Genomic DNA, 26003 nt, shown 5'->3' on the forward strand with positions numbered 1-26003 from the left:
CAGTAACTCCTTCAGTTCACAAGGTCAGACGAGGAAGATGCGCAGGACGGCCGGGAAGCCGAAGAACACCAGCAGGACCATCGACAGCAGGGTCACCGGCACGATCAAGCTCTCGCTGGCCGCGTTCGCCCGCGCCTGGTCGGCGGCGGCCTGTTCGTTGGCCAAGCTCTCGGCGCGGCTGCGCAGCGTGGAGTAGATGGCAGCGCCGTCGGTGCCGGCGCTGGAGACGATGTCGGCGATGTCCTCGGCCGCGGGGACGTCGAGTTCTTCGGCGATGCGGCGCAGGGCCTCCCAGGCGGGCACCCGGTCGAGGCGGGCCTGCAGCAGGGCACCTTGGATCCGGCGGAACACCCAGCCGGAGCCGACCTCGGCGGGCCGCTCCAGGGTGTCCTGGGCGCCGGAGGAGGAGACCCGCTCCATCGCGGCGAGTTCGGCGTAGGCCATGATCGCCTGGGTGGCCTCGGCGCGGGCCCGGGAGGCCCGCTTGGCGAGCTGGGCGTCGGGAACGAACCACATGCCCACGCCCGCGAGCAGCCCGACCAGTCCGGTCAGGACGAGCGGCAGCTGGATGTCGGCCAAGGCGAGGATCAGGGTGAACATCGACGGCAGCAGCAGGCCGACGCCGAAGTGCAGCACCTTGGCGCCGAAGAACTCCCCGACCCGCTCGCCGACCAGGTTCAGGTTCTTCACCGGCACGGTGATGCCGGGCCAGTCCTTGACGCGGCCGGCGACCAGGTCGCCGATGCGCTCCAGCAGCGGGGCCTGCCCGTCCGCCCGGCGTACGGGAGCCACCGCCGGGCCGTGCAGCCGTTCCAGGGCGGGGCCCAGGGCGGGTTCGGCCGGGAAGAGCTCGCGGATGACCAGGAAGAGGCCGAGGCCGAAGCCGGCACCGACCGCGATCGCGAGAGCTAGCGGGGTCATACCGCCACCACCTCCTCGTGCTGCTCGGTGCGGCCTGCGGAATCGGCCTGGTCGCCGAGGAAGCCGGGCAGCGGCTTGTCGGCGCCCAGCTGGCTCATCCACCAGAACAGGGCCATGACCGAGGCCATCAGCACCACCATCACGACCATGCCGATCGGCGTTCCGTAGGGGGCGACGTAGGACTTGTTGAAGCTGAAGCCGAGGATGACGGCCACCGTGATGGCGCAGATCCACCGGGTGGTGGTGCGGTGCTTGGCCCGGTCGGCCTCCACGTCCCGGCGGCGGCGCACGACGTCCTTGGTGCGGTCGCCGAGATCGGACAGCACATCGGCCAGACCCGGTCCGCGGTCCTTCATCCGCAGCAGCAGGGCCGCGGCCACCAGGTCGGCGCGGGGGTCGCCCAGCGCCTGGGCGAACGCGGTCAGCGCATCGCGGGCCTCCACCCGCGACTGGAGCCGCACCGCCAGGTCGGCCACCTCGCGCTCGATCTGCTTCGGCGCGGTACGCACCGAGGTGGCGATCGCGTCCTCGATACCGGTACCGGTCTTGACCAGGTCGGAGAGGCGCTTGGTCCACTGCGCGAGCGCGTCGAGGCGCTCGATCTGTTCGTTCGCCGCCTTGTTGGGGTTCAGCAGCCACGGGAGGAAGAAGGTCGTGCCGGCGACCAGCAGCGCCGACGGAAGCCATCCCGTGATCAGCCAGACCAGCATCGCGGCGCCGGCCGCGGCGGTGATCTGAAGGCGCAGTCGGCGCCGGGCCTGCGGCGGGCGGGCCCGCTTGACCTTCACCGGGCGCGCCACGGCGGGCGCCGTCGTGCCACGAAGGCCCGCGATCAGCAGCCACAGTCCGCCGGCCAGGCCGGCGGAGACGATTCCGGCGATCAGCACGCCCATCTACGCCACCCCCCGCCGTTCCGCGGCCGGCCAGGAGCCGACACCGGTGTAGGAGGTCAGCCAGTCGGGGTTGAAGCCCACCTGCATCAGCTCGTCCAGGCAGGCCGGGTGCGTGCCGGTCGGCACCGCCCGCAGGTCACCGGGACGCGGCGCGAAGATCTTGTTGGTCGAGGGGGCGCCGGACAGTTCGCTGAACTCGCCGGTCACCTCCAGGACCTGGGAGACGTAGCGCTGCTTGCGGCCGCCGCGCTCGGACTGGTCGTCCATGTGGATGTGCACGATGAAGTCCAGCGCCATCCCCGAGGTCAGGTAGGCCAGTTCCTGCGTCATCCCGCCGCCGTGCTGGATGCACAGCTGCGCGATACGGGAGAACACCGCGTCGGCCCTCTTGACGTGGATCGTGCACAGCGAACCGCCTTCACCGGCGGACATCGCCTGCAGCATGGGCACGATCTCGCGGGAACGGACCTCTCCGACGATCATGCGGCGCAGCATCATGCGCAGCGACGGGGCGATGAGGTCGGCGAGTTCGATCTCACCGACTTCCCGGCCGTCGACCCGCTCGCCGTTGCCCTCACGGGCCTCCATCGGCACGACCTGCTGGAGGTGACCGATCTCGTGCAGGAAAAGCTCGTACTCGGTCTCCAGGGTGCCCACGCGTTCCTGGGGGTCGATCTCCCTCGCGAGCGCGATGAGCATCGTCGTCTTGCCCACGCCCTGAGTGCCGCTGATCATGATGTTCTTCCGGGCCGCCATGGCGGCCTTGAGGAAGTGCAGCAGGCTGTGGTCGATCGTCCCGGTCTCGGCCAGCTTCTCCAGCGTCACGTCACGGATGCGCTGCTTGCGTACGACAACGTGCGGCCGGTGGGTGACCTCGATCATCGCCTGCAGTCGGGAGGTGTCCGACAGACGAAGCGCCAAGGTGGGCTTGTGTTTGGACAGACTGCGCTCGCCGGCACCGTGGCGTCGGCCGAGCATCTGCAGGAATTCGACGAGTTCCTCATCGGATTCCGCGATCGGGTCGACGAGCTGGTTGGGGCGGTCGGCGTAGTCGATCCACACCTGGTCACAGCCGTTGATCAGGATGTTCTCGACGCCGGGGTCGTCGAGGTAGGGCTGCAGACGCCCGTGGGCGAACTGCGCGTTGAACACGGCCTGGGCCAGGCTGCTCTCGTCCTCGGGCGTCGGCGACACCTGGCGCACGGCCGCGAAGTCGGCGGCCCACCGCGCCACGAGGTCGTAGATGTGACTCCAGCCGAGCTGCTCGGCGTCCTCGGCCGGCATCTCACGCTTGTGCTTCTCCTTGTAGGCCGCGTGCTCGGGCGCCATCAGGCGGCTGAGGTCGTCGCGCAGCGACCGCACCGTGCCCCAGTCCCACAGCCGGCGCAGGCCTGTAGCGCGGCCGGGGCCAGCCGCCGGAACCGGCGCCGCGGCGGTGCCCGGCGAGAACGCGGAGGCGGCGCCGGCGGTGGACGCGGGGGCGGCCAGGGGGTAGGACTCGGGCCCCGCAGCGGGGTACAGAGGTCTGCCACGCTGCGTCATGCGTTGCTCCCCTTCAGTCGGTCGAGTGCGGTCAGGGGACGCAGGCCGGGCGTGTGCAGACGCTGCTGCTCCTGCACGGCCAGGTTCTGGAGCTTGCCGGACATCACCGCGGCAGCCCGCAGCAGCTGCGACTTGCCGAAGCCGCGGCCGCCGTCGCCGCCGTGGGTGAGGACCTGGGCGGCCTTGGGATCGAAGGGCAGCTCGGCGAAGACGGGCAGCTCGAGCTTCTCCGCGATGTCCCGCGGCGAGTAGGGGCCGTCGTCGATCACGATGAGTCCGAGGCGGGTGGCCTCCCGGCCGTGGTCCATGAGCATCTTGCGCAGCGCCTGGACCCGCGGCTTCGCGGCGTGGGTGGAGCGCAGGGTGCGCCGTACGACCACGGCGGTGATGTCCGCGCTGCGGGCGACCGCGTTGGCCGCGCCGGTCGCGCCGGAGCGGCCGAGGTCGATCAGGACGTCGTGGCCGGGCTCCTGGTGCTGGAGGCGGTCGGCGAAGAACTGCCCCAGCCGGGGCCAGGTCTGGTGCAGTCCGGCAGCCTGGGCCGGGTCGGTGAGCCCGGGCAGCAGCAGCCGCTCGAGGGACCCCGGCTCGGAGAGGTCCATCACCTGATGCCAGAAGTCCTGCTCGAGGTGGCCGCGGCGGTCGGAGACCTGCAGATGGTGCAGGCCGAAGTCGCCCAGAACGCGGGACTCGAGGTAGCCCGCCGCGACCGACCCGCCGTCCGGGTCGCACTCGGCCAGCAGGACCCGGCGCCCGTCACGCAACGGCCAGGTGAGCAAGGCGGCCAGGGCGGTCGCGGTGACTCCGGGCCCGCCGCTCGCACCGCTGAAAGCGATCACTGCCATCGGTGGTCAGCTCCCCGAATCCGGGACGATGACGAGGGTGACCGCGTCGTCGGCGGCCCACTGGGCGAGCGTGGTGCCGTCGATCGAGTTGACGGCCAGGTCGACCACGCGGTCGCCCGAGTTGTCCGCGGCGCTGACTTGGATGACGGTGGCCTGCAGGCGCTCCGCCTTGCTGTCCGCGTCGTCGCCGCTGGCGGCCGCCGATTCCTTCGGGGTGTGCACGGCCTCGACCTTCTGCCCGGGATCCAGACGGGTCGCCGGGAGACGCGAGAGGGTCACGCCCACGAGCTGCTCGCCAGCCTTGACCAGCGGATCATCGGTCACGGACGAGGCGGTGAGCAGGCTGCCCTCCTCCAGGCCGACCGTGGTCCGCTTGCCGATCAGCTTCTTCAGGTCGTCGGCCGGCACCGGCTTGAGCGCCGGATCGGTGGCGATGCGCGCCTCGACGAGGTCCTCGGCCTTCAGCTCCGCGCCCATCGGCACGTCGCGGGCGACGGCGACCACGGCCTCGCGGTCGCTGGTGGCCAGCCACAGCCAGCCGCCGCCGGCCCCGCTGACCGCGATGAGGGCGACGCCCAGGGCGATCCAGCTCGAGCGGCGGCGCCTGACGACGGGCTGGCGCACCAGCGGCCGGGGCGCAGGCACCCCGGCGGCGTCCTGGGCCGGGTTCGTGGCGGTGGTGCTCATACCAAAAGTTCCTTCGGACGGGAGCGGTTCACGGCTTGGCGACGACCTGGGCCTCGCCCACGGTCAGCTGAACGGTTGCCGAATCACGGGTGGTGGTCAGGTCGCCCTGCTGGCCGCCGCCCTCCCAGTGAATGGCCCAGGTGGTGGTGGCCTTGACGTTGAAGGCGTCCTCGGACTGACCGGCGGAGGTCTTCGTGTAGCGGTAACCGCAGTCGGGGGAGGCCTCGCCGCCGTACTCCTTCTTGTACGGCGTGCCCGCCGTGGTGCAGACCTCGGCGCCGCCGTCGCCCATGTCGTAGACGATCTTCTTGACCGTGGCGGTCGCGGTGACGGTGATGCCGGGCGCGGACGCGCTCTCCGTGACCGGACCCCAGGTGCTGGCGCTCTTGTTGTTCCAGATCCACACGGGCATGCCGACCAGGCCCGTCTTGCCCTCGCCCGGGGCGGTGCCGATGTCCGCGCCGAGCAGCCGCATCTTCTTGATGGCCTCCTGGGCCAGTTCCTCCGGCGTGGGGCCGCCGCCGAAACCGGGCGGCGGGTTCAGGCTCCAGGTCGTACCGCCGGTGAGCTCCCGGCCAAGACCGGGGCAGGTGCGGTTGTAGACCTTGCCCTTCGCGCGCTCCTCCTTGCCCGCGGGAGCACCGGTCATGTAGTCCCACTCGGGGGAATCCGGGTCCGGCTGCGGGTCCACCAGATCCCAGTAGCACTCGTCCGAGGAGTTGAACCACCCCACGCCTTCGCGATAGCAGGGGACCTCGCCGACGATCTTGCCGTCAGGGTTCTTCCAGTTGATCACGCACTTCGCGCTGCCACCGCCGCCCGTGCTTCCCCCGCCGGCGGAGTCACCGCCCCCGCCGCCGGAGCCGCCGCTGCCGGCGGATCCCCCTCCGCCGGCGTTGATGTCGCAGTCCGGGACGAGTTCGGGGCAGGTCACCCCGCCGCTCGGGTCGCCGTCGGCGAGCGCGGCGCCGCCGGGCACCGTGGCGGCCAGGAGTATCGCGGCCAGGACAGCGCCCGTGACCGCGAGCGGTCTGCTCGCGCTCAGCATGTGCTGTCCTTGTCTATCGTGGAGTCGATGATCAGCCACTGCCTGCCGGTCCACTGGACCTTGGACGTCTGCGTGTGACGGCGGTTGTCGCCCTCGAGCTCCGACTTCTTGCCGGTCTTCTTGTTCTCGGGCACGAAGTTGGTGCTGTCCACGCAGTCCACGACCGTGGCCGTCTTCGGGTCCGTGCCGATCGAGAGCGCGGTGACCTTCGGCGACAGCTTCGGCTCGCCCTTCACCACCAGGTCGTTGTCCTGGTAGTAGATCGCGGCGACGCGCACCTTCGCCAGCGCCTTGTCGCCGGCGTACTTGGTCAGCTCCGTGCCCTTGAACGAGCCGGAGCCGTAGATCTTGGCCGTCTCCTTCCACATCCCCCGGTAGACGGCCAGGATCTCGTCCGTGGCCTCCTGGCTGGGGTCCGGGGACGGAGTGGCCGATGCCGTCGGGGACGGGCTGGCGCTGGAGGCGGTCTTGGAGTCGTCGCTGGATGAGCAGCCGGCCAGCAGGGCGGTGGCGGCGAGCAGCGCGACGGCGCCGGCGGTCCCGCGAAGACGATGCCGGCGCCGACCAGTGCGGAGCGGGTGTGCCACGGTCATATCCCCCTCAATGTGTGGTCAGGAGCACTCGGATTAACGGGAGTTAGCCTCGCGGCGACGGCGCCCGGGGCGCCGTTCGGCCTGTCGTACGCGGTGCGGTCTGCTGGCCCCGGCGAGACCGGAGGGGTAGCGAGCCTACGCCGCAGGCGATACAGCAGTCACGGTGTTTTCGCCGGGTGAGGCGGCCGGCCGTCGGCCGGAAAGGCCCGTGCGTGCCGACTTCAGGGCCCGGCGCAGCCGGGGGACCCGTGTGCCCAACACGTGGGCGGCCTTGGGGATCAGTCCGTCCTCCAGACGGGACCGTCCGCGCTCGACCCGGGACCAGCGGCTGGCGGCTATGCCCAGCAGGACGGCCACCTCGCGCTGGGTCAGACCCGCGGCCAGGCGTAGCCGGACCACGTCCTCGGACGCCTCGGCCTTGAGCAGGGCCGAGACCTCGATGCCCAGCGCGGCCGCCAGGGCCCGGACGGTGCTCAACTGAGGCCGTCGGCGCCCCTGTTCGTACAGGCAGATGTGGGTCGGTCCGATCCTCGCCCCGTATGCCCGTGCGAGAGCCGCCAGAGCGGGCTGGGACAGACGTGCGGAGGTGCGCAGGCATACCAGCGCCGCGGGGTCGAAGTCGGTGATGCCGCGGCCGGCCACCCGGGCCCCACCTCCCCTGTTCTGTCCCCGCAGGCGTCGCTGCTGTCCCCCGGCCGCCGGCGGCCCGGAACCGAGTTGGCGGGGCGGCGCAGACGGGTGCCTCGTCCGATGGTCTGACGGACGGGAGGATAGCGATCGCACAGTCGACGCACAGGATTCCTGTGACGCCAGGGTGAACCCCGAACCGGTCGTTCCGGGCGGGCGCGCCGTAGAAGGCGGCAGCCGTCGGCCCCGGGCCCGGCATCGGCGTCCCCCCTCCCGCTGCGCCAAAGTCCCCAACCAGTCGTTCCTTGACTGATTCTGAGCGGTAACTTACCCGACCCTGACACGGGCGTTTCCGCACGTCAAGATCCATTCGCAGCGGCAACTTCCGCTCTTTTCTTGTTTGTCCACACTTGTCATCTACGGCTCCAAGATCCCGGAATGTGAATCCTGTCGGCTCTGCCGTTGCGCCCCCGCTCCGCACCCTCGCTCGGTCAACCCGCCAGGTCGTCAAGGGCATCGGTCGGCCATCGGCCACCCCGCGCACGCGATGCGGCTGCCCGGGCGCGAGTGCCCACGCCTGTCTGTAAGGACCCACAACTGTGGGTGACATCACGTCTTCTCCACAACATCGGGGCCCGCGGGCTGGTCGCTGCCGCGAACGCTGCGGCGCGCGGCCCCGCCCACGGCAGTGAGGCAGCCGGTGACGCCCACAGCGATGTGGAACAGGGCGCACGCGGCGGCGATCAACGCCCCGAGCGCGCCGGGGACGACGACCAGCCGTCCCCACGGAGCAGGCAGGTAAGCGGCCGTGACGACGGTTCCCGCACAGCTCATCGCCAGCACGGACCACAGGACGCCGCGCGCGAGCGGCTGGGCGACGGCCGGCCGCCCGGCCTGGCGGACAGGGACCTCGCTACGCATGCGCTTCACCCGCCCACAGGACGACGGCGGTCGGGTCGCCAGCCCGGGCCACGGCGGTCCGGGCGTACCGCAGCCCGGCGGCCAGGTTCGCCAGCTCGTCCGCGACGTCGTCGAGCACCCCGACCGGCGCGGCCTGCTGGACGAGGCGCTCCTGACGCGTGCCCTGGTACGCCCTCCTGTCGGCCCCTCGCACGGGCCGCGGCCCGGCATCCCTGCTCAAGTCCCCCTCCAGCAGGGCCCTGCTGCGCACGGCCGCCACCGCCGAGACGGCCAGGTGCCGGTAGCTGTCCTCGTAGTCCTTCAGCAGCGCGGGCGCTTCGGGGTTCCCCTCGGCAGCGGCCGCCACCAGGCCGACGGCGTCCCACAGGTACCGGTGCCCGAGCGAGTGCGCACGCTCCAGCTCCGGGCTCGGCGCTGCCGCGGCCGCCCGCTCGATCATCTGCTGGGTGGTGAGCAGACGGCAGACCCGGAAGACCTCCGGGAGGTCGCCGCTGACGATCCTGACCTGCTGCCGCGCCGCCGCTGCCGCGCCGGCGGGCACGCCCCACGCCAGCGCGATCCCACAGACCGCTGCCCACAGCAGGCCGTGCCCGCCGGGGACGTGGCGAGCCAGGAGTGGTCCGGTGAACAGCAGGGTCAGCAGGAAGACCCCAAGCCGGACCACGCTGAGACTCACGGGCAGCTCCCAGCCGTTGGCGCGGCGCACCTGAGGGGCCGGCTGACGCCCCCACACCGCGCGGGCCAGGAACGTCCGCCAGCCGCCGATGCCCAGGGGAGCGAAGACACCGATCTCGGCGGGGTAGGCGTCTTCCAGGTCGGCGCGGCCCGACGGGCACTCCCACCGGATCCACCCGCGTCCCGTGTTCTCCAGGGGCTGCCCGAGGTGGTGAAGGGCGTTGAAACTCATGTCGGGGTGGGCCGCCAGTGCCTCGGCGTGCCGGCGGACCGCTATCCGCCGCTCGCGGTCCCACCGTTGGCGGTCCCCGCCGAACGGAAGCGGCCACAGGTCCAGTTGGGCGCTCTCCGGCGGAACGTGGCTCGCGCGGGCGTCGGCGGGGGCGGTGGCGTGGAACGAGAAATGACCCGGCATGGTGGAGGCTCCTCGTGAAGACGGTGTGGGGTGCGCGTCATCACATAGGGGTGCCAATTCGGGGATCCGTGTGACACCGGAAGCCGGACTTCTTGCCCAGGCACCGTCGCAGGTCGGCGCCGGGCGGACCGCTCTGCGACCAGAAGCGGTCGATCTCCGTTCGCTTTCACTCGACTTCTGGCTGAAGTGAAGGGATGCGCTCGCCTTCCGGTTGGTTGTGGTCGGCGCCGTTCCGGAGCGCACAGGGCGGGGACGCTCAGATGGGTACACGTGTGTCCTGTCCCAGGGGAGCGAGCGAGCCGTGAACGTTGACCATCGCCATGAGCGTGATATTGCCCGCGAGTTGGGCAGTCCGGCTCCTTACGACCCGACCTGGCTGAACGGTCAGGGTCGCGCCCTGGACGTGGACAGCAGTGCGGTGGCCCGGTTGTACGGGGCCGCCCAGGACGGCTGCGATGTCTGCCGCGAGGACCTGCTGGAGCAACTGGGCCGAGACCCGGGACAGGTGGCCGCGCTGGCCCTGTGGGCCTGCACACACGTGATGGAGGTCTTCAACGACCTGCCCATGGAGATGCTGGAGCGTGGCGACCCCGCCTTCCGACAGCTGGCACGGGCCTACTCCAACAGCACTTTCCAGCACGGCTTCGAGGTACGCGAACTCACTGATCTGCACGAGGTCTGCCAGCGTCTGGACCGGCACGCCCTCCAGCCCGCCGCGGAGCGGGCTCTTCAGGTGCTGATCGCAGAGCCAGCCGATCCGGTTCTGTTCGGCTCCCTGACCGGCGCCTATACGCCCGGCGACGAGGAGGACGCCCAGGACTACTCCCTCACAAGGCAGTTCGTCGGCTCGGAAGTCGTCATCACCCTCACCCCGCAGGTTGACTGAGACCACCCGCGCCGCGGCGGCCGGGCCCTGAGCACTTCCGGCTGCCACATCACGCTCGCGCAGAATCCCGTCCCTGCGGCGGTCAATCTCCGCTGTCACAATCCGGGTTCGGTCCACCTTCGACGGCAACGGACACCCTGGTCGGAACCCGGTCGTCCGACCCGCTCTTACAGGGCGGCGGTGAAGTCCGTGCGGTGAGCCGCGGTGTAGGCGTACTCCCGCTCGGACCAGCGGATGCGCTCGGTGATCTGGTGGGGTTCGGCGAGTTGCGGGCCGGGACGCGTCATCTGGCTGCTCCACCAGCGGGCGTTGCGTTCCTGCCGGTCGAGCATGGCGTCGACGAGTCGGGCACGGTCCTTGGCGTCGAGCCCGTAGGCGTCCGCCAGGACACGGACCTGCAGGGCCTGGGCCGCGGCCGGCGGCGCGTCCTCCCGCGACGACACGGCCCAGGTCCACGCCATGTAGCCCAGGTCCTCCAGAGGCTCGCCGGGGGGCGGCGGTGTCCCAGTCGATGAGCGCGACCGGCACCTCGTCTTGGAACACCGCGTTGTTCGGACCCGGGTCGTGGTGGCAGATCACTGGGTGGTGCCCGGCCAGGTGGCTGCCCCGGGTGGCGTCGTGCAGGGCGCGGAGCAAGGCGCCAGCCGTGGCGATCTGGAGGTCGCTCCAGCGCTGGAAGCGCGCGGGGACCCGGCCGGGCACGTAGCTGAGTACATCGCGGCCGGCCTCGTCGACACCGAGGTGGCGAGGGGCGCCGGTGAAGCCCTGCCGCTGCAGGTGGCCGAGCAGCTGCGCCACGAACGGTGAGGCCGGGGTCGTCGGCCGCCGGACGGTGTCACCGGCCTTGACCACACCAGGGGTGATCCGCCCGCCGGACAGCGGCTCCTCGTTCTCCATGCCCTCATCCTGCCCGCTCCCGATCCGCCAGGTGTGCCTTCGGCTCAGGCCTGCCCGGATAGGGGGGAGGTCACTTGGCCTGGCCGTCGAACGTGGCGCGGGTGCCGTCACGTTCGACGGCCTCGACGGTGACCGGGCCGGGTACGGCGGTGGCCGGCAGCTGCAGCTGGACGGTCTGGGTCGCGGTCCGGCGCGGTGCGATGGGCGCGTCCGCGTAGTCCAGTACCGGCCGGGCCGTGGCGGCCAGGGCCAGGTCGTCTCCCGTCAGCACGCGCACGGTGACGTCCAGGCCCGGCTTCGACTCGGGCTGGTCGTTGACGACGGTCAGGTCCAGCGTGGCCGACCGCCGGCCGTTCTCGGTGGCGTTGAGGGTGAGCGCCGAGATCCTCAGCCGCTTGTCGTACCAGGAGCCCAGCGGCAGCACGGCTCCGGCGGACGACGGGGCCGTGGGCGACGGGTCGGACGAGGCCTGGGCGGTGCCGGGCAGGGACCCTTCGAAGAAGACCGCCTCGGCCTGGGCCAGCCCCTCTTCGGTGGTCTCGGCGGTCACGGTGGCCCGCTGCCCGGCCGCCTGCGCGGGAACGGCGATTCCGAGGTCGGCGGTGAAGCGGGCGCCGGGCTTGACCTTCGTGTCCTCATCGGGGTCCGGCAGTCCGCTCAGCCCGGTGTCGTGGAACAGCACCGCCGGCCGTCCCAGGTCGCCGTAGCGCACGGTCACCGTGGTGTCCGGGAGCAGCGCGATCTCCGGGCCGGTGTTGGTGAACACGGCCTTCGTCCGGAGCGTCTGCCATCCCGTGGGCACGTCCTGGGCCGACGAGGTGGGTTCCGTCTTCTCGAACGGCTCCAGTGACAACTTCCAGGATTCGTCCGCCACCGTCACCGAGCTGCCGATCGCGGCTATCCCCTCGGGAAGCGCGCCCACCTGGTCGGCCGCGGCGGAGGTCCGCGAGGCTTCGGGTGCGGAGGAGGTGTTCGACGAGCAGCCGACCGCCAGCAACGCTGTCAGCACGGCCAGTGCAGCGGCTTTGCTCTTACGCATGGTCGGCATGGCAGCCTCTCGGTCTCGAAGTAGTCCTTCAACAGGGATCATGCCAAAGCGAGTTCCGACGGAACCGCGTCAGCGGTTGATCTTGGCTGAACGTGATCGTGCACGAAGGGCGCCCGGCCTCGGTGTACTCAGATCGTGCGGATGGACGGGAAGCGCCGGGGTCCTGGCTCGCTCACACCCGGGCGCAGGGCGTGGGCGACGTAGCACGAGATGCGGGCCCCGGAGTGGAATGTGACCTTGAGCCCGTACGGGACGGCTCCTCGTACCGGCCGGGCGCCGTAGACCTCCACGTCACGGATCCGCCGGTCCTGACTGCCGGTCAGTACAGCGGCGAGGTACTCCTCGACCGCGGCCAGCGCCGTTGTGCCGTGAGCCGGAAGCATCACCGGCGGAGTGGCAGGCGGAGGCGGACCCAGCGGGTCTGCGGACGGCCGCGGCTGGCCAGAGCTGACGATCTGGAGGTAGATCGTCGCCCCGGTCGGCAGCGTCATCCGCAGGCCGACCCGGCTGACGGTGTAGCCGGCCTCGGAGAAGGTGGCGACGCCGACGACAGCGGACGGGTCCTGCTCCACCAGACTCTTGAGGAAGGTCTCGAACTCGTGCGCGTTCACCGGGCCTCCGCCGCACTGGTGACGGTCGTGGCGCCCGGACCGGACCGGCCGGCTGCCGCCGGCTGGTGGGCGACGAGGTGCTCGCCGCATCCGGCCTGCGCCCGTCGGCTGTCCACCAGGGCGGGCATCAGCTGTTCTCCTTGCCGTTGGGACGGGCGACCTGTTCGTAGGGCTCGTCCGGGTGCGGATATTGCGGCTGCTGCGCGGCGTCGAAGCCGCGCCGGTGCGCCGCATCGGCGCGGAGGACGAAGAACGACTCCTCGTCCTCTCCTCGGTTCCCGAACACGTACTCGTAGCAGCCCTCTCCGTAGTGGTGCCGCCTGCGGACCGGGGCGCCCTCGAGCAGGCCGGAGCACCAGTCGGCCGCCTCGTCGCGGGAGGCTTGGACGCGCACGACTCCGTCGTCCATGTCGCAGACGATCCACGGGACGCGGCCGCCCGGCGCGCAGTACTGGTGGCGGAAGGAGTCCAGGGACGGAAAGTCCTGCTCGCTGCGGCCGGCCGGGAATGTCCCGCGGAGGTCCTTGCCCTTCCAGAAGCGGACGCGCCGGTCGGTGCCGTACCGGGCGGGGCGCAGTTCGTACCGTCCGTCGGAGGTGACGTAGCCGTCGAAGCCCGTGGCGCGCATCAACGTGCGGGGCTTGATGGGCGGCGGCACGGTGCCGGTGGTCATTTCTGCTCCAGGTAGCGGGCGATGCGGGTGGTGGTGGGGTCGAGGTATTTGCGTTGCGTCGTGGCGTGGACGATGCGGCCGTTGACGGCGAAGGTGAGCCGGAGGTACCCGCGGCCGTGCTTGCGCAGCATCACGGTTCCGCCGAGCTCCTCGCGCTGGGTGATACGCCAACCGGCCCAGACGGCCTCCGTGAGGACACGCACCTCGTTGGCGCTGGTGCCGTCGCGGTCTTCCAGGGTGGCGACCGCGGGGACCGGGAGGCCGGCGGAGACGGTGGCGGGCGGGTTGGAGGCGAAGGGCTCCGGCCCGGCCGAGGCGGGAGTGAGCATGCCGTCCGCGATGCCGCCCTCGCGGGCCTGCTTCCAGCGGCAGCCGTAGCAAGTGCGTGTGATGTCCCGGCACCCGGCGTGCACCAGGCCCTCGCAGCGCATGCAGCGCACACGCCGAACGGATGCGGAGTCCTGCCCGCACGAGTCACAGGAATGGATCTGGCTCACTCGGAGCTCCCTTGGGTCGGGTGGGCGTCGTGGAGGGGGCCCGTCGTCTCGGGCGGCGCAGCCTTGCCGGTCACTGTCCGGACCAGTTGACGGATCCGGGCTCAACACCTCGTCGATGCGTTGCCTGGCGGCAGGCCGCCAGCGGGCTTCGGCCCGGCTCCCGCGCGTGTCCGGGGGAGTCCGCGTGTTCCCCGGACCGGGCGTCGGCCGGACGGGTGTACGGGGCGTTGTTGCGGGTTACGGGTTCCTTCGGCCGCGGCTGCCCTGGTGACGGGGCATCGTGAGGCAGAAAACGAATAGCGCGGTGATCGCCACGCCGACGACTACGCCGGCAGCGACCGGGGTGCTGGGCTCGATAAACCACACGCTCCCAAGAGCCACGGCAGCACTCGGGAGTCCGAAACGCCACGCCCAAGCCGTCCACGCTGCACGTACGGCGGTGCTGCGGTTCATGTCTGCTCTCCTCACTGTGGCCTGACACTCCCTCAGGCCGACGTCGCCGGGGACAGCCCCACCGCGAACAAGATACATTACTAAAAATAAATACGCAATTCTCTGAAGTGTGAGGGGCCTTGGGATTGCGACGGGGGAGCGGGACCGTGCCGCCACTTGTCCACGGCGGCGACGGGCGTCATCGGATCAGTATTGGCCGCGGCAGGCGGTGTACCCCAGCAGGGCATGGCGGAGGGGGTGAGCACGACCTGCGGTCCGTGCCGATGCGGAAACCCGCGCAGGCGGTGCGCCATCCGACCCGGGCGGCCGCCCGTTCCTCGCCTCACCAGTCCCAGCCCTTTTCGCGCGCCTGCTGAGCCTCACGCTCGCGGATCTCCTTCGCCTTCGCCCGGCCCAGGTTGGCCAGCTTCACGTCGCGGTGCCCGGCAGGGTCCTTCTGCTGTGGATTCACCGGGATCACCCCGGTGCCCGGCTCCTGGCCCTCCTTCAGCAGTTCCCGCTTCGTCCAGTACGGGTCGACCCAACGGAGGGACTCCAGGGACTTGCGCGGCCCGTGGTGGACGACCTTGTAGTGCCCAACGCGGTGCTGAGGCCCGTACTCCGCCCCCGTTGGCACTGACACCCCGTCGCGTGCGCTCTGCTGCTGGGCACGGACGCGGTTTGCGTGGAGCTGGGGGCCGATGTGCCACCCCACCCGCACATAGAACGGATCACGCGTGGGTGCCTGCCGCTTCTTGCCCTTGACCGCCGGTGCGGGCGGCGGCTCCTGCACGTCCCGGTTGTCGCAGCACAGGTACGTCATCACCGACATCAGGCCCGACAGGATCTGGCGCACCATCTTCTTCTCTGTACCGTTCGTGGTGGTGCCGTGCCAGGCGTTCGTCTGGTCGATGACGTCGTCCAGGGTGAACGGCTCCTCGGTGGAGGGCAGCCGGAACAGCGGCGTGACGGCGTCGTTGTACTCGTCGGGCCCGGGGTCGCTCCACTCGATCCACGGCATGACCACCAGCCCCTCCGACCGCTTGTCGGTGGTGGGACAGAACGACTGCCCGATGTGCCCGGTCAGGAAGTACGCACGGATCAGACCCTCACGCCCGTTGGTCGAGCGAAACGGCCACGGGCGCGGGAGCGGCACCATCGGGCTGATGTGCGGCAGCCGCTGGAACAGCCCGCCCGGCAACTTCCCCTTGAGATCGGCTCGGTAGAGGGCGGCGGCCATCTCCGGATTGATGTCGTAGGCGATGCGTCCCTGGTGGCGCCACAGGTCCACCACGGCGTACCGCGCGATGTGATCCGTCAGCGACACCAGGTCGTCCCGGGGGACCTGTGCCCGGACGGCGTGGGACCACCCGCTCGGTTCGCCGCGCCGCATCCGCCTGACGTTCTCCTGGGCGCCGGGAATGGGGCTCAGGTCAGCCCACAGCCGGTTCGTGCTCGCGAGGATGCGTTCTACCGCGTTATTCGTCTCCTGGGCCCGGCGCATTCGCGCCGACGGCCTGGCCGCCTTGGCCACCGTGAACCTCCTCGGGTGCGCGCGGGTTCGCCCTGGGTGCCTGGCACTTGGCGGCGTCCGGCACGGATGGTGATCAGAGCGGCCGTTCGGTGAGCGGGCCGTGGTAGTAGTCCAGGGCCGGGATGTCCAGGGCGTACTCCGGCTCGCCCTCCCGGACGAACTGAGGGGAGGGGGTGTCGGGAACGCCGGGCGGCTCGGGGTCCCACGTTCCGTTGTGGGTCCATGTGTCCCCGGCCTCGTCGACATAAGCCCGGTCGGTGCGGTACGTGCGACCTTCGTAGACATACGTCGTCGGGGCGGACTCCCCGACCTTGTGGAGGATGCCGATCCTGTTGACCAGCTCCTTCAGCGATGCCGTCGCATCGCCCTCGACAGCGGCTGCGATCGGCATGCCCTCGGCGTTGGTGATCCCGGTCATCTCCCAGATCCGGCCCTCGAAGTCCTTGTACTGCGTCCCCGCAGCGCTGTCCCAGTCGGCGCCGTCGAGCTGGTAGACGGGCGGGGCGAGGCGCAGTGCGGCCGATGCGGGCATGGCTACTCCCTGGGGGATGGCTGAAGTGGATAGCCGGAGGCGAACCGGCCAGAATCACCATACCCGCAAAAAAATAAGTAAGCAATATAACTGGCTCACGCCGGTGTACGGGCGTTGAGGACACGTCCCGAGTCCCTCGGCAGGCCGAGGGACAGCGGCTGCGATCGAAGCCATGGACAGGGATGTGACGGGGTGACACCCTTTCCCGGCACCCGTGAGGGCGCCGCTGGTGAGCGCCGCTCGGTAGGCTGGCGACCGTCGTAGGTGCCCCACGCCCTGAGGGCCAGCGGACAGGTCTGCCGTCGGCGCCTTCTCGCACGTCGCGAACGCGGCACTCAGCGCCTACTCGGCCTCGACAATCCATTTCCCGGCGAACTTCCACGCCCGCTGCGCGCCCCAAGGAGCGGTCCGAACAAGCCCGTGAGGGACTCCACGGTTACGACCAGGGCAAAGCCGGGGTCCAGTACGCGCCGGTCGCCCATGACGCTGTCGCGGTGGTCGCCGGGCTGCCAGGTGACACGAACCCACGGGCCACCGGGCCCGGTGTGGACCTTGACCGTACCGACGGTGCGTGTCTCCAGACGGACAGCGGCGATCACGTCCATGCCGACGGCCAGCCTGTCCGCGCGCACCGCGACGGCGGACCCTTGCGCGTACGCGACGAACGTGTCGGCGAGGAACTCCGCCATGCCGGAATCGAGCGGCCCCGTGAGATCCTCAAGAGCCGGCGGATGCACGACCAGGTGCTTCAAGCGCTCCGTCGCCGTCCGGGCCGAGTACATCTCCGCCACGCTCCACCCGGCCGACCGCAGGATTCGCGCATACCGGCCCAGCGCATCCCGCCGCGACGCGCGCTCCATCCCGCGACGCCTGGCGTCACGGCGGGACCTCACGGACTCCTCGAACTCCCCGTCGAGGTAGAACAAGACTCGCACGCACCCCTCGGCGCCGTGCTCCGGCACCAGGAACGCCCCCTGCGCGCTGCGGTCGCCCACCTTGTCGGTGAGCACCGCCAGCGCCTCTGCGGCTCCCTCCAGCGCCCCCAGGGCCGCGCGGATCGACGGCCGCGCCTCCTCGTACTCCGGAAGCGTCCCGACGTACTTCGTGTTGCTGCTCACTTGTGGTTCCTCTCCTCGTGGTCTCCGGCGGTGTCGCCGATATCGGGCCGCACGGCCTCGTTACGTCGCCCGCCGCACCACGGCGAACGGACGCGAATTCTGGATTCTCTGGACCGCCGCTGGGGGGCGTTCCGGTCGTGGGCGGCACCGCCCAGCTCGCCGAACCCGTCGAGGTGTTGCTCCGCGGCCGCGACCTTTCTCAGGTCGGGCAGGTGGCGCGCCAAGTCCTCGTCGAGGCCGCGAGGCATGGATCCGAGCGCGGCGTGTACGGGCCGGGTACCAATCGCGTTCGGGAAGGCGAGGACATGCGGGACGTCTGCGGTGGCCAGGGGCTCGGTCAGTCGGTGTATCCCATCTCAGCGAGCCGCTGCCACATGCGGGCGCCGGCGGCGTCGGATGCGGCCTGCACCTCTGCGAGAGAGACGGCGTACTTCTCCTCCCACAATCGGTAGCGGTCGTGCAGTTGGACCAGGCGGCGCCGCAGGCGGTCGTTGATCTCGTCCTGGAGCCGGTCGCGCAGGACTCCGAGAACGAGCAGGCGTTCTCCGTTGCGCGCACCCAGGTCCCGCCGCTCCCGCATGGTGTCGTCGATGTTGTGGGGCTCGGCGGTGAGTTCGGGTGCCAAGGCCCGCACCAGGAGATGGTCGGACGCGGCACGGCGCTCGGCAGCCGACGGCCGCCGAGGCCTGGCGCGGGTGGGGCCCGCAATCGGCTCCACGAGGTCGCGGACGTCCTGGAGCCATTCGTCGACGAGCCCCACGTACCCGTTGTGCAGCAAGGAAGCGATGTCGTGGCGCGAAGCGTCCCACCAGGTCGCGAAGGCGCCGGCCAGGGCGTCGTGGTCAAGAGGTCCGATCGGACCGAGACGGCCCTGCAGGGAGGCGAGCATGGCCTCCCGCGCGATTCCGGCGTGCACATGGCCCGTGCCGGCGCGGCTGCCGGCAGCGAGCGAGTCGAGGCCGCCGACGGCGGTGTCCTCCCACCACGTCGCGAAGGCTGCGTGCAGCCGGGCTTCGCACGGCGCGGTCAACGCCTGGAAACGGTCGGCGTCCGGGCGCTCGCTCTCCGGGAGGAAGTCGAGGTACTCGGTGTCCGCATCGTCAGGCCGCTCGGCGAAGAGATCCTTCGCGGTCAGCCCGTAGGCGTCCAGAAGTCCATGGTGCGCGTCGATCTCGGCGCGCGGCATTCCGCCGTACAGGTGCGCGCGGACGTCCTGCGGTTCGGGCGGAGGCTGGTTGTCGACGTACCGCCGGATGTTCAGGTTGTCGCCGTTGTCCGCCAGTTCGCGGCGGTCGACGACGCGGGCGAAGCCGGGTACGTCGACGGCTGCGTGGAAGGCCGCGGCGACTTTCGCGATGTGCTCCGGCAGCATCACGTTGCGAGAGCGCTCTGCCCGGTGCTCTTGGTCGGCGTTGATGATCAGTACCTTGCCCACCAGCTCGGGACGCTTCGCCCCCGCCGACCGCAGGACCAGAATGCACGCAGGAACGGACGTGGCGGTGAACTGCCCCGCCGGCAGGCCGATGACCGCCTCGATCGCGTCAGCGTCCAACAGTGCGCTGCGGATCTCCGCCTCGGCGCGGTCGCGGAAGAGCGGGCCGTGCGGGAGCACGGTGACCACGCTGCCCCCGCGGTCGCGGACGGCGTAGAGCATGTGCTGGACGAACATCCAGTCGGCTCGCCCCTTCTCGGGCGCCGTCCCGTACGGCATGCGCTCGGCCGCGTCGGCGAGGGTCTCGCGGGAGTAGTCCATGGAGAACGGCGGGTTGCTCAGCACCAGGTCGAAACAGCTGCCGTGCTGGGGATCGGCCAGGGTGTCACCCGTGCGCAGATCGAAGTGGCGGACACCGCGAAGGGACAGGTTCATCGCCGCCATCGCGGTGGCCCGTGGATTGGCGTCCTGCCCGGCGAGCATGAGGGCTCCGACGTCACCGGTGTGCTCGGCGACGTACTGGGCCGCCTGGATGAGCATGCCGCCGGAACCTACGCAGGGGTCGTAGACATGGGCGCCGGCGGAAGGGCGGGCCAGTTCGGTCATGAGCCGGACCACCGGGCCGGGGGTGAAGTACTCGCCACCGGCCGACGGGGAGGAGAACCTGGCGAGCAGGGTCTCGTACGCGGCGCCGATCATGTCCGGGTAGGCCAGGGCATCCTGATGCAGGGGGATGGCCGAGAAGCGGTCGATGAGGGCGCGCAGCCGGCGATCGGCGTGGGCAGCGTCAGCGCCATGGATGCGGGAGAAGTCCACGTGGGCGAAGGCGTCCCTGAGCTGCGGGTGGGCGGCCGCCATCGCGGACAACGCGGGGGATAGGCAGCGCTCCGCGATGCGGTCGGTGGCGGCCGCGATCCGGTCCCACCGGGCGGCCGGCGGGACGTACAGGCTCCCTGCTCGCTCGTGGGCTTCCGGGGAATCCGCGGTGTGTGCCGCCTGTTCGGCGTTGCTGCCCCGGGCCGTGGCGGCAGCGAGAATCCGCCTCCGGGCGCGTTCGAAGTCGTCGTTGGAGTGCTTCAGAAAGACCAGCGGCAGCAGATAGTCCTGATATTGGTGCGGGCTCAGCGGACCGCGCAGCACCTCGGCGGCGCCCAACAGGTGCCTCTCGAGCTGCGAGAGCGACAACGGCATGACGGACTTCCTTTGCACTGCCCCTGGGCAGCAGGATCAGAAGTGCCCGGCCGTGAGCCGGGGCACCGAAGTGGTCTGGTGTGGAAGGCCGGAACGCCCGGGTGGGCTCCGGCCCGAGCCGTCGCCGGCCCGTGGCCGTGGTCGACCAGTCAGCCCGTCGACCACGTGGGCGGCCTCGGGCCGACGCGGCACTCCCGAGAGGGTTGTGGTGGCTAGCCGACCCGTCCGGGCCGGCCGGGTTCGCGAACCACGTCACGACCGGGAGCGCGTCGCCGGCCGGAGCGCCCGGCTCGGGCTACTGCCGGGTCACGCGGTCGGCAGCTGGACGACGGTTCCGCCGGACACGGCCAGGGTGATGAGGTCGACCAGCATCTGGCGAACCACCACCGGGTCAGCTGCCTCGGGGTCGTGGCGGCCAGCGGCCGCGGCGAGCAGCACCGTCAGCGCCTCGGCCGCGGCGAAGGAGTCGTCCGTCGCGCCGGGCGAAGACGGACGGGTGGTGATCGCGTACTCCAGGTGTCCCAGGAGGCCGGAGAGCGCGCGGCGGCGGATCTCGGTGAACCGGCTGTCGCCCTCGGCCGCCCGCAGGTCGACCACTCGCAGGACCACCTCGTGCTCCCGCCAGAAGGCGAAGACGGCGTCCACCGTGCTCCCGGCGGCGCGACGCCCGCCGCCCCACCAGCTGCCGATCTCCGCGTAGATCAGTCCGTCGCTTCCCTCCTGCGCCGCGGGCCGGGCCAGCTCCAGGACGGCTGCGTCGACGTCCGCGAAGTACTGATAGAAGGTCGCGGGCGAGGTACGCGCGCGACGGGCGACATCGATCACTCTCGTCGCGTGATAGCCGGACTCGGCCAGCAGCTCCTTGAGGCAGAGCAGCAGTTGGCTGCGGGTCTTCAGGCCGCGTGCCCCGATCGGGCGCCCTGCGGTGGTCCGGATCTCCTCGGTCATGTCACTTCCTGTTCGGTGATCGCTCACGGATTCGATGGGGTGGGCGCCGGCCCGGCCCTTGCGGAGCCGGGCCGGCGGAGGCCGCCGTCTCATCCAGACCCGGCCTCCCGCCACGGGGCGTGTTCGCCCCCGCGATGTCGGTCAGGGCCGGGCCAGCGCCGCTGTGATGTCGTCAACGGACATGACGGCCTGGGCCGCTCCGTCCCGGATCAGCGTGTTTGTCCCCGCAGACAGGGACGACGTGATGGGCCCCGGCACCGCCAGCAGAGGGCGACCCTCCACCCGCGGAGTGTTCGCCGTGCGGCTGCCAATGGCCGCTTCGACCACGACCACCGCCGACGTGAGAGCGGTCATGAGCCACTGCCGCTGATTCGCACGGGCGGAGCTCAGCGGTACCCCGGGCGCGCACAGACTGACCACCAGGCCGCCCGAGCTGAGAATCCAGCGCTCGTGCCGGAGCATGGCCTCGCCGTAGGGGCCCGTCACCCCGCCCGCGTGCACTCCGATGGGCGTTGCGGCAGCCTCGCCCCGTACGAGCGCACCAGCGAGCGCCGCTCCGTCCGCGCCATGCCCGATGGCCGCCACAACGGTGACATCCCGGTCAGCCAGACCGCCCGCCAGGTACCCGGCGATGTGCTTGCCGTAGTCAGACGCGGCCCTCGACCCCGTGACGGCCACCGCCGTACCGGCCAGCTCGGCCAGGGACGCCGTGCCCCTGACCCACAGGCCCAGTGGCGCGTCCTCGCCCAGCGCCCGCAGCGTTTCGGGCCAGTCGATGTCCTCAGGTACGACATAGCGCGCGCCGTCGGCCTCGGCGTGGGCCAGGAGCGCCTCACCGTCGAACGTGGCGATCGACTCGAACGCCTGACGCCCGAAGCCGCCCCGCTCGGAGGTCTCGCGCAGACTCCCAAGGACGTCCACCGCCGGCTCGCCCTTCAACAGACGGGCCGTCGTTCCCCCGCCGTAGACGTGCGCCAGGGAGAGCCGTGCGATCCGCTCGGCGCGCGAAGCGCCCTGGGCCACGCGAAGCAGGCTGCGGGCCACGCTCCAGCACCCGTAGAACTCCGGAGTGTTCGGCGCGGCAGTGCGCAGCTGCGCGAGGAGGGCCTCGGGAATACGGAGGTCATCACGAAGTTCCATGCGTGCGATCTGCCGCAGCAGAACGCTGCGGTCGCTGCCTTCCATGTGGGCCACTGCCTGGCGGATGATCTCCTGCCGCTCGGCGGCTACCGCTTTCGAGTCGCGCGTGCTGCCCATGTGCACCTCCGTGATCGCTGTATGCCGCTGCCGACAGCCCCTCGGAGAGGGCCGGGCGGCAGCGTTGGCGGGGACAGCCCATGTGGCTGCCAGGCAAGGACGTCGGGGAACCCCAACGCCCACAACAGTACACACAAAAAAATAAGTAAGCAATTCCTGTTGAATGGTCAGTCACTCGCGAGGCCGACGAGCTTCTGCAACAGGGCGCGGGCGTGCACGGCCCGGGTGCCGGCATCCACGTCAGAGGCCCGCTCGATCAGATCCGAAGCCTCCCGGGCGAGGGTGTCCAGCCTGCGCAGCCGCGACTCTTCCGCGAGCGGATTCAGCTTGCGGCTGCGCTCGTCGCCCGCCGACCCGCCTCCGTGGCGCACCATGCATTCCTTGGATGTCAGGCGGAACTCTTGCTGAAGGCCTGCTTCCCACACCACCCATGGCCGCATGTCGCGCTCGCTGCGCGGCACGTGCTTGACGGTTTGGTTGCTGACGATCTCGACGATCTGTTCGCCGCGGTTCATCGCGTCGACCAGCATCTGCGTACGGGTGGCCATGGGAAGTCGTTCCTTTGCGGTTCGGTGGCGCCGCAGGGGGCGCCGCTGTCGAGGTGCGGCAGTCCACCGGCCCGGCGCGCGTGGGGTGGTGGGCGCCAACCCGCCCGCGCGGGAGCGGAATGCGCGCCGCTGCGCGGACGGCCAGGAGGGAAAGGATGTTCGCTACGCGCTGGTGGCGATCGCAGCGAGGGCTCCGGCCGGGCTGTCCGACCTGGACACGATCTGCGTCGCGCCGGGACCGCCCCACAGGGTCCAGACGTCCCCGTCCAGGCGAGGCTGCCAGGTCAGATCCCAGAACGTGCGGTCATCCTTGCTGATCCGCCACCGTCCCCGCTGGACGGAGCGCGCGGTGACTCCGTCCGGGAGCGCGCTGACCTCCGGGGCGGGTCCGTACATCCGCTCGACGAACGCGAGGTACGCGCCGGTCGGCTCGATCGGAGTGCGAGCGGTGAGGTCATCGATCTCGGACCATCCGCCGTCCAGGCGGTAGCCGCGTTCCGCGATGATCTGCCCGGCAGCCGTGCGCAGCGGTCCGCACTCGTACGACCACTCACCCGGCAGGGGAACCGCATTGCGGTCATCCTCGACGGCCCCTGACTTGCCCAGCAGCCGCAGCGTGGCCGTGCGAAGCTGCGCGTTCACGCGGATCTCGGCCGTGACAGGCCTGGTGTTCTCCTCGCCGCGTCGGGCGCGCGCCAGCCGTTCAGCGTCGGTCAACTTCATGTGCGGTGTCCTTCTGCGAGGTGGTTCGATCATGTGTCGATCGGAGGACGAACCGAGCCCGCCCCGACTCGGGTGGGATTACGGATCCGATCGGGGCGGCTGGCGCCCGGCCTCGTGGGTGAGCTGTCGGTCCTGCCGGGGAGTTGGTGCGTTGGCGGGCGACGGCCGCGGTGCTGTCCGGGGCTCGACCTGGGTCGAGCCGAGACGGACGGAACTTCGCCGGTGCCGGTCAGTAGATGTGGCGCCCGTCGGGCACCACGCGGCCCACCAGTCGCCACGGAGGCCCGTCGGTGAGCACGCTCGTGGGGCAGCGGTCCGCCCTGTGGCGCGGCACTTCGACGTCTGAGTCCGAGTAGAAGTACATGGTCAAAGGGCACTTCGTGCCATGCGTGCAGCCCTCACGCTCGGCGGTGAAGACGTGGTACACGTCCGGGGAGGTGGGGATTGCGGTGCGGAAACGCTCGGCGACTCGTCGGCCGTAGGTCTGCGGGTCCTCATGGCGGGTGCGACCACCCCACAGATGTATCCCGTAGACGAACGTCGTCTGCCCGTCCCGGTCGAGCCGCCAGCGCAGTGCGGAGCCGTATCGCGGGTTGTCCGGTGCGTTCTCGTCCGCACCGGCCGGTATCGCACCGGTCATGTCCAGCACGGTCTCCCGCACGCCCGTGAATGCCTGGGGAACCGCGAGCGCCCAGTGCGTCTTGCCGCTGTCACCGAACTCGTACCGCCACCGCCGCCGTGCCTGTGTTCCCCGCTTGCGCTGCTTAAAGAGCGGCTTGTTGCGCTTCATCGAGCTCTTCCCTCCGTCGACACCAACCGCACACAAAGATACATGCGGAAAAAGAAGTTAGCAATATGCGCAAGGCGATGTGGGGCCGCCCGCCGGCTGACAGAACCTCATCAACGGGCGGACGGCCCGGCAAAGGGGGTCGGCACGGCCGCGCAGTGCCGGTCCGCCGGGCCTGCTGGCAGACCTCAGTCCGTCGCGTGATGGGGATGGCCCACCTGCGGCTGTGTCCCCTCGGGGTGGACACCGTGCGGCCAGCGGCAGGTGATGCTCTCGCGGTGCGCGCCGCGGTGCTCTTCGCACAAGACCGTATTGTCGGCCGGCGCAGGACGGGGAGGGATCGGGATGACCACCTGCGGGACGCCGCGTTCGGCTTCGTCGTCCGCGTGCTGTTCCAGGGCCGTCGAGAGCGCTGTGCCGTGGATGTTGAGCGGCCGGGTGTCGCCGTCGTGGTAGGTGACGAGGGCGGTGTCGGCGTAGCTGATCCAGCCGTCGTCGTCCCTGCTGGTCTCGACGGTAACGGAAATGACGGCTTTCCCTGTGGATTCGCGGTCGGCGAGGGCTTCGGTGGCGGCGGACGTGAGCTCGCTGATGTCCATGTCTAGGTCTCCTGGTGATGGGCTCGGATTACGGATGTCGGCGCTGGGCGCCCTACTGAGACGGCTCGGGGGGAGGCGGCGGCGCGGGCAGCGCACCTGCTGCGGTGACCAAGTGGCTTCTCACCCAGCGGTGGTGTGTTCCTCGAAACCGGAGGCGGCCTGCTTCCACCACGACTCGCGCAGTGCGGAGTGCTCGCAGGCCTGCTTGCACAGGCCCCGGTGCTCGCCCATCCCGCCCGTGAGAGGAGTGAGCAGATGGGGAACGGAGGGGCGGAGCAGGGCAGCGTACTCCTGGCCGCCGAGGAAGATCACGTCCGCGTCGTCCAGGCCGAGCGCGGCGGTGTCGCGAGTCATCCTCTCCGCGGTGACGGCCTTTTCATCGCCGATCGTCACGTCATACGGGTGCAGAGGGCGTGTCAGCGGCACCAGGCCGTGCCGGGCGGACATGATGCGGATCAGGGAGTGGTGGGTCAGGGCGTCGGCCGCGGCCCGCAGGGACCGGTGGTACTGGCCCACGTACAGCTCCCCGGCCGGCCAGCCCTGCCGCTGACCCGGTGGAATCGGACGCTTTTCCGATCCGCACGCGATGATGACGACTCGTCGGCGCCGTACGTCGACGTTGCCGCGCTGCCGGGCATACTGCCGGCCGAGCGGGGTCAGGTACAGCGAGCGGCCCGTCTCCTCCCACGTCACCGGCCCGTCGTCGTACGGCTGGGGGCGGATTCCGGCGTATCCGGCGTTGTGGACGGCGCGCAGCGTCGTCCCGAGGAACCACGGTTCTCCCTTGTGGTAGGCCTCGTCGTCGCGGCCGGCGACGAGTTGGTCGGGGCGCCGGGCGGCGGTGATGACGGCTTCGTGTTGGCGTGCGGGCAGCTTGCGCAGGACGGCGGGGGCGGAGGCCACGGGCGGGGCGTCGCCGTGCTCGTCCTGCCACTGCTTCAGGGCTCTCCGGCCCGCAGCGGTCATCCGGTGCGCGCCGCTGCCGTCGTGGTGCGGGACGACCAGGCTGTCGGCCCGCAGGCGGGCCATCGCGGCGGCGTGGCCGGTGACGACGCCGTCCTCGTGCTCGGCGAGGATGGCGGCGCCGGTGGGGCTCAGGGTGCTCATGAGGTGCTTCTTTCGG

At 70.8% G+C, this 26003-nt stretch carries 30 protein-coding genes; 2 read left to right on the plus strand and 28 right to left on the minus strand.

The window, feature by feature from the left end; all coding sequences use genetic code 11:
* Positions 1-24: 24 nt before the first annotated feature.
* From AQJ46_RS46610 to AQJ46_RS46655, 10 genes are all read right to left on the minus strand, one after another.
* Complete coding sequence (locus AQJ46_RS46610) at positions 25-921, minus strand: hypothetical protein (protein WP_059211420.1); 897 nt, start codon at positions 919-921, stop codon at positions 25-27.
* A complete protein-coding gene (locus AQJ46_RS46615; RefSeq protein ID WP_059211421.1) occupies positions 918-1814 on the minus strand; it encodes a type II secretion system F family protein in 897 nt (298 codons plus the stop codon). Before AQJ46_RS46615 ends, AQJ46_RS46610 begins: the two co-directional genes overlap by 4 nt.
* Positions 1815-3356, minus strand: a complete 1542-nt coding sequence (locus AQJ46_RS46620; RefSeq protein ID WP_059211422.1) for a CpaF family protein — start codon at positions 3354-3356, stop codon at positions 1815-1817.
* Complete coding sequence (locus tag AQJ46_RS46625) at positions 3353-4201, minus strand: P-loop NTPase family protein (RefSeq protein WP_059211423.1); 849 nt, start codon at positions 4199-4201, stop codon at positions 3353-3355. The genes AQJ46_RS46620 and AQJ46_RS46625 overlap by 4 nt, the downstream gene beginning before the upstream one ends.
* A 6-nt stretch (positions 4202-4207) precedes the next feature.
* Positions 4208-4888: an SAF domain-containing protein gene (locus AQJ46_RS46630; protein WP_059211424.1), complete on the minus strand. Its 681-nt coding sequence runs from the start codon at positions 4886-4888 to the stop codon at positions 4208-4210.
* Between the two features lie 28 nt (positions 4889-4916).
* Entirely contained in the window at positions 4917-5936 is a 1020-nt protein-coding gene (locus AQJ46_RS46635) for a hypothetical protein (RefSeq protein WP_059211425.1), read from the minus strand.
* On the minus strand, positions 5930-6529 hold the full coding sequence (locus tag AQJ46_RS46640; protein WP_059211426.1) for a hypothetical protein: 600 nt from the start codon (positions 6527-6529) through the stop codon (positions 5930-5932). The genes AQJ46_RS46635 and AQJ46_RS46640 overlap by 7 nt, the downstream gene beginning before the upstream one ends.
* A gap of 135 nt (positions 6530-6664) precedes the next feature.
* Positions 6665-7171, minus strand: a complete 507-nt coding sequence (locus AQJ46_RS55805; protein ID WP_059211427.1) for a helix-turn-helix transcriptional regulator — start codon at positions 7169-7171, stop codon at positions 6665-6667.
* Positions 7172-7765: 594 nt separating this feature from the next.
* A complete protein-coding gene (locus AQJ46_RS46650) occupies positions 7766-8077 on the minus strand; it encodes a hypothetical protein (protein ID WP_059211428.1) in 312 nt (103 codons plus the stop codon).
* Positions 8070-9167 (minus strand): hypothetical protein, encoded by a 1098-nt coding sequence (locus AQJ46_RS46655; RefSeq protein ID WP_059211429.1) that lies wholly within the window; start codon positions 9165-9167, stop codon positions 8070-8072. Before AQJ46_RS46655 ends, AQJ46_RS46650 begins: the two co-directional genes overlap by 8 nt.
* 301 nt (positions 9168-9468) lie before the next feature.
* Here AQJ46_RS46655 and AQJ46_RS46660 point away from each other — a divergent pair, with 301 nt between their 5' ends.
* Complete coding sequence (locus AQJ46_RS46660) at positions 9469-10053, plus strand: Erv1/Alr family FAD-linked sulfhydryl oxidase (protein WP_059211430.1); 585 nt, start codon at positions 9469-9471, stop codon at positions 10051-10053.
* Positions 10054-10220: 167 nt separating this feature from the next.
* On the opposite strand, the gene AQJ46_RS57985 is transcribed toward AQJ46_RS46660, so the two are convergent.
* Entirely contained in the window at positions 10221-10514 is a 294-nt protein-coding gene (locus AQJ46_RS57985; RefSeq protein ID WP_225887613.1) for a hypothetical protein, read from the minus strand.
* A gap of 106 nt (positions 10515-10620) precedes the next feature.
* On the opposite strand from AQJ46_RS57985, the gene AQJ46_RS57990 reads away from it, so the two are divergent.
* The gene (locus AQJ46_RS57990; protein WP_225887614.1) at positions 10621-10860 is read left to right on the plus strand and encodes a hypothetical protein; all 240 of its coding nucleotides are present in this window, start codon (positions 10621-10623) and stop codon (positions 10858-10860) included.
* Positions 10861-11020: 160 nt separating this feature from the next.
* On the opposite strand, the gene AQJ46_RS46670 is transcribed toward AQJ46_RS57990, so the two are convergent.
* From AQJ46_RS46670 to AQJ46_RS46745, 17 genes are all read right to left on the minus strand, one after another.
* On the minus strand, positions 11021-11989 hold the full coding sequence (locus tag AQJ46_RS46670; protein WP_159064194.1) for a hypothetical protein: 969 nt from the start codon (positions 11987-11989) through the stop codon (positions 11021-11023).
* Between the two features lie 137 nt (positions 11990-12126).
* Positions 12127-12609, minus strand: a complete 483-nt coding sequence (locus tag AQJ46_RS46675; RefSeq protein ID WP_059211432.1) for a hypothetical protein — start codon at positions 12607-12609, stop codon at positions 12127-12129.
* Entirely contained in the window at positions 12606-12737 is a 132-nt protein-coding gene (locus AQJ46_RS58640; protein ID WP_263972915.1) for a hypothetical protein, read from the minus strand. Before AQJ46_RS58640 ends, AQJ46_RS46675 begins: the two co-directional genes overlap by 4 nt.
* Entirely contained in the window at positions 12737-13282 is a 546-nt protein-coding gene (locus tag AQJ46_RS46680) for a hypothetical protein (protein WP_059211433.1), read from the minus strand. Before AQJ46_RS46680 ends, AQJ46_RS58640 begins: the two co-directional genes overlap by 1 nt.
* Positions 13279-13779 carry a hypothetical protein gene (locus tag AQJ46_RS46685; protein ID WP_159064195.1) on the minus strand — a complete coding sequence of 167 codons (501 nt, stop codon included), beginning with the start codon at positions 13777-13779 and terminating at the stop codon, positions 13279-13281. The genes AQJ46_RS46680 and AQJ46_RS46685 overlap by 4 nt, the downstream gene beginning before the upstream one ends.
* A 775-nt stretch (positions 13780-14554) precedes the next feature.
* Entirely contained in the window at positions 14555-15745 is a 1191-nt protein-coding gene (locus tag AQJ46_RS46690) for a hypothetical protein (protein WP_159064196.1), read from the minus strand.
* A 73-nt stretch (positions 15746-15818) separates the two neighbouring features.
* Entirely contained in the window at positions 15819-16277 is a 459-nt protein-coding gene (locus tag AQJ46_RS46695) for a hypothetical protein (protein WP_059211436.1), read from the minus strand.
* A 335-nt stretch (positions 16278-16612) separates the two neighbouring features.
* Positions 16613-17395 (minus strand): hypothetical protein, encoded by a 783-nt coding sequence (locus AQJ46_RS46700; RefSeq protein WP_059211437.1) that lies wholly within the window; start codon positions 17393-17395, stop codon positions 16613-16615.
* Positions 17392-17643: a hypothetical protein gene (locus tag AQJ46_RS46705; RefSeq protein WP_059211438.1), complete on the minus strand. Its 252-nt coding sequence runs from the start codon at positions 17641-17643 to the stop codon at positions 17392-17394. Before AQJ46_RS46705 ends, AQJ46_RS46700 begins: the two co-directional genes overlap by 4 nt.
* 89 nt (positions 17644-17732) lie before the next feature.
* Positions 17733-20018, minus strand: coding sequence for an HsdM family class I SAM-dependent methyltransferase (locus tag AQJ46_RS46710; protein WP_059211439.1), 2286 nt, complete (start codon positions 20016-20018; stop codon positions 17733-17735).
* A 306-nt stretch (positions 20019-20324) separates the two neighbouring features.
* Positions 20325-20966 carry a TetR family transcriptional regulator gene (locus AQJ46_RS46715; protein WP_059211440.1) on the minus strand — a complete coding sequence of 214 codons (642 nt, stop codon included), beginning with the start codon at positions 20964-20966 and terminating at the stop codon, positions 20325-20327.
* Positions 20967-21107: 141 nt separating this feature from the next.
* Entirely contained in the window at positions 21108-22223 is a 1116-nt protein-coding gene (locus tag AQJ46_RS46720; RefSeq protein ID WP_059211441.1) for a DNA-processing protein DprA, read from the minus strand.
* A gap of 167 nt (positions 22224-22390) precedes the next feature.
* On the minus strand, positions 22391-22771 hold the full coding sequence (locus AQJ46_RS46725; RefSeq protein WP_059211442.1) for a hypothetical protein: 381 nt from the start codon (positions 22769-22771) through the stop codon (positions 22391-22393).
* A 162-nt stretch (positions 22772-22933) separates the two neighbouring features.
* Positions 22934-23494 carry a hypothetical protein gene (locus tag AQJ46_RS46730; RefSeq protein WP_059211443.1) on the minus strand — a complete coding sequence of 187 codons (561 nt, stop codon included), beginning with the start codon at positions 23492-23494 and terminating at the stop codon, positions 22934-22936.
* A 229-nt stretch (positions 23495-23723) separates the two neighbouring features.
* The gene (locus AQJ46_RS46735; protein ID WP_059211444.1) at positions 23724-24284 is read right to left on the minus strand and encodes a hypothetical protein; all 561 of its coding nucleotides are present in this window, start codon (positions 24282-24284) and stop codon (positions 23724-23726) included.
* A 185-nt stretch (positions 24285-24469) separates the two neighbouring features.
* A complete protein-coding gene (locus tag AQJ46_RS46740; RefSeq protein WP_059211445.1) occupies positions 24470-24880 on the minus strand; it encodes a hypothetical protein in 411 nt (136 codons plus the stop codon).
* Positions 24881-25000: 120 nt separating this feature from the next.
* On the minus strand, positions 25001-25987 hold the full coding sequence (locus tag AQJ46_RS46745) for a DUF6884 domain-containing protein (RefSeq protein ID WP_059211446.1): 987 nt from the start codon (positions 25985-25987) through the stop codon (positions 25001-25003).
* Positions 25988-26003: the final 16 nt, after the last annotated feature.

Source organism: Streptomyces canus, assembly GCF_001514145.1.
Taxonomy (GTDB): Bacteria; Actinomycetota; Actinomycetes; order Streptomycetales; family Streptomycetaceae; genus Streptomyces; species Streptomyces canus.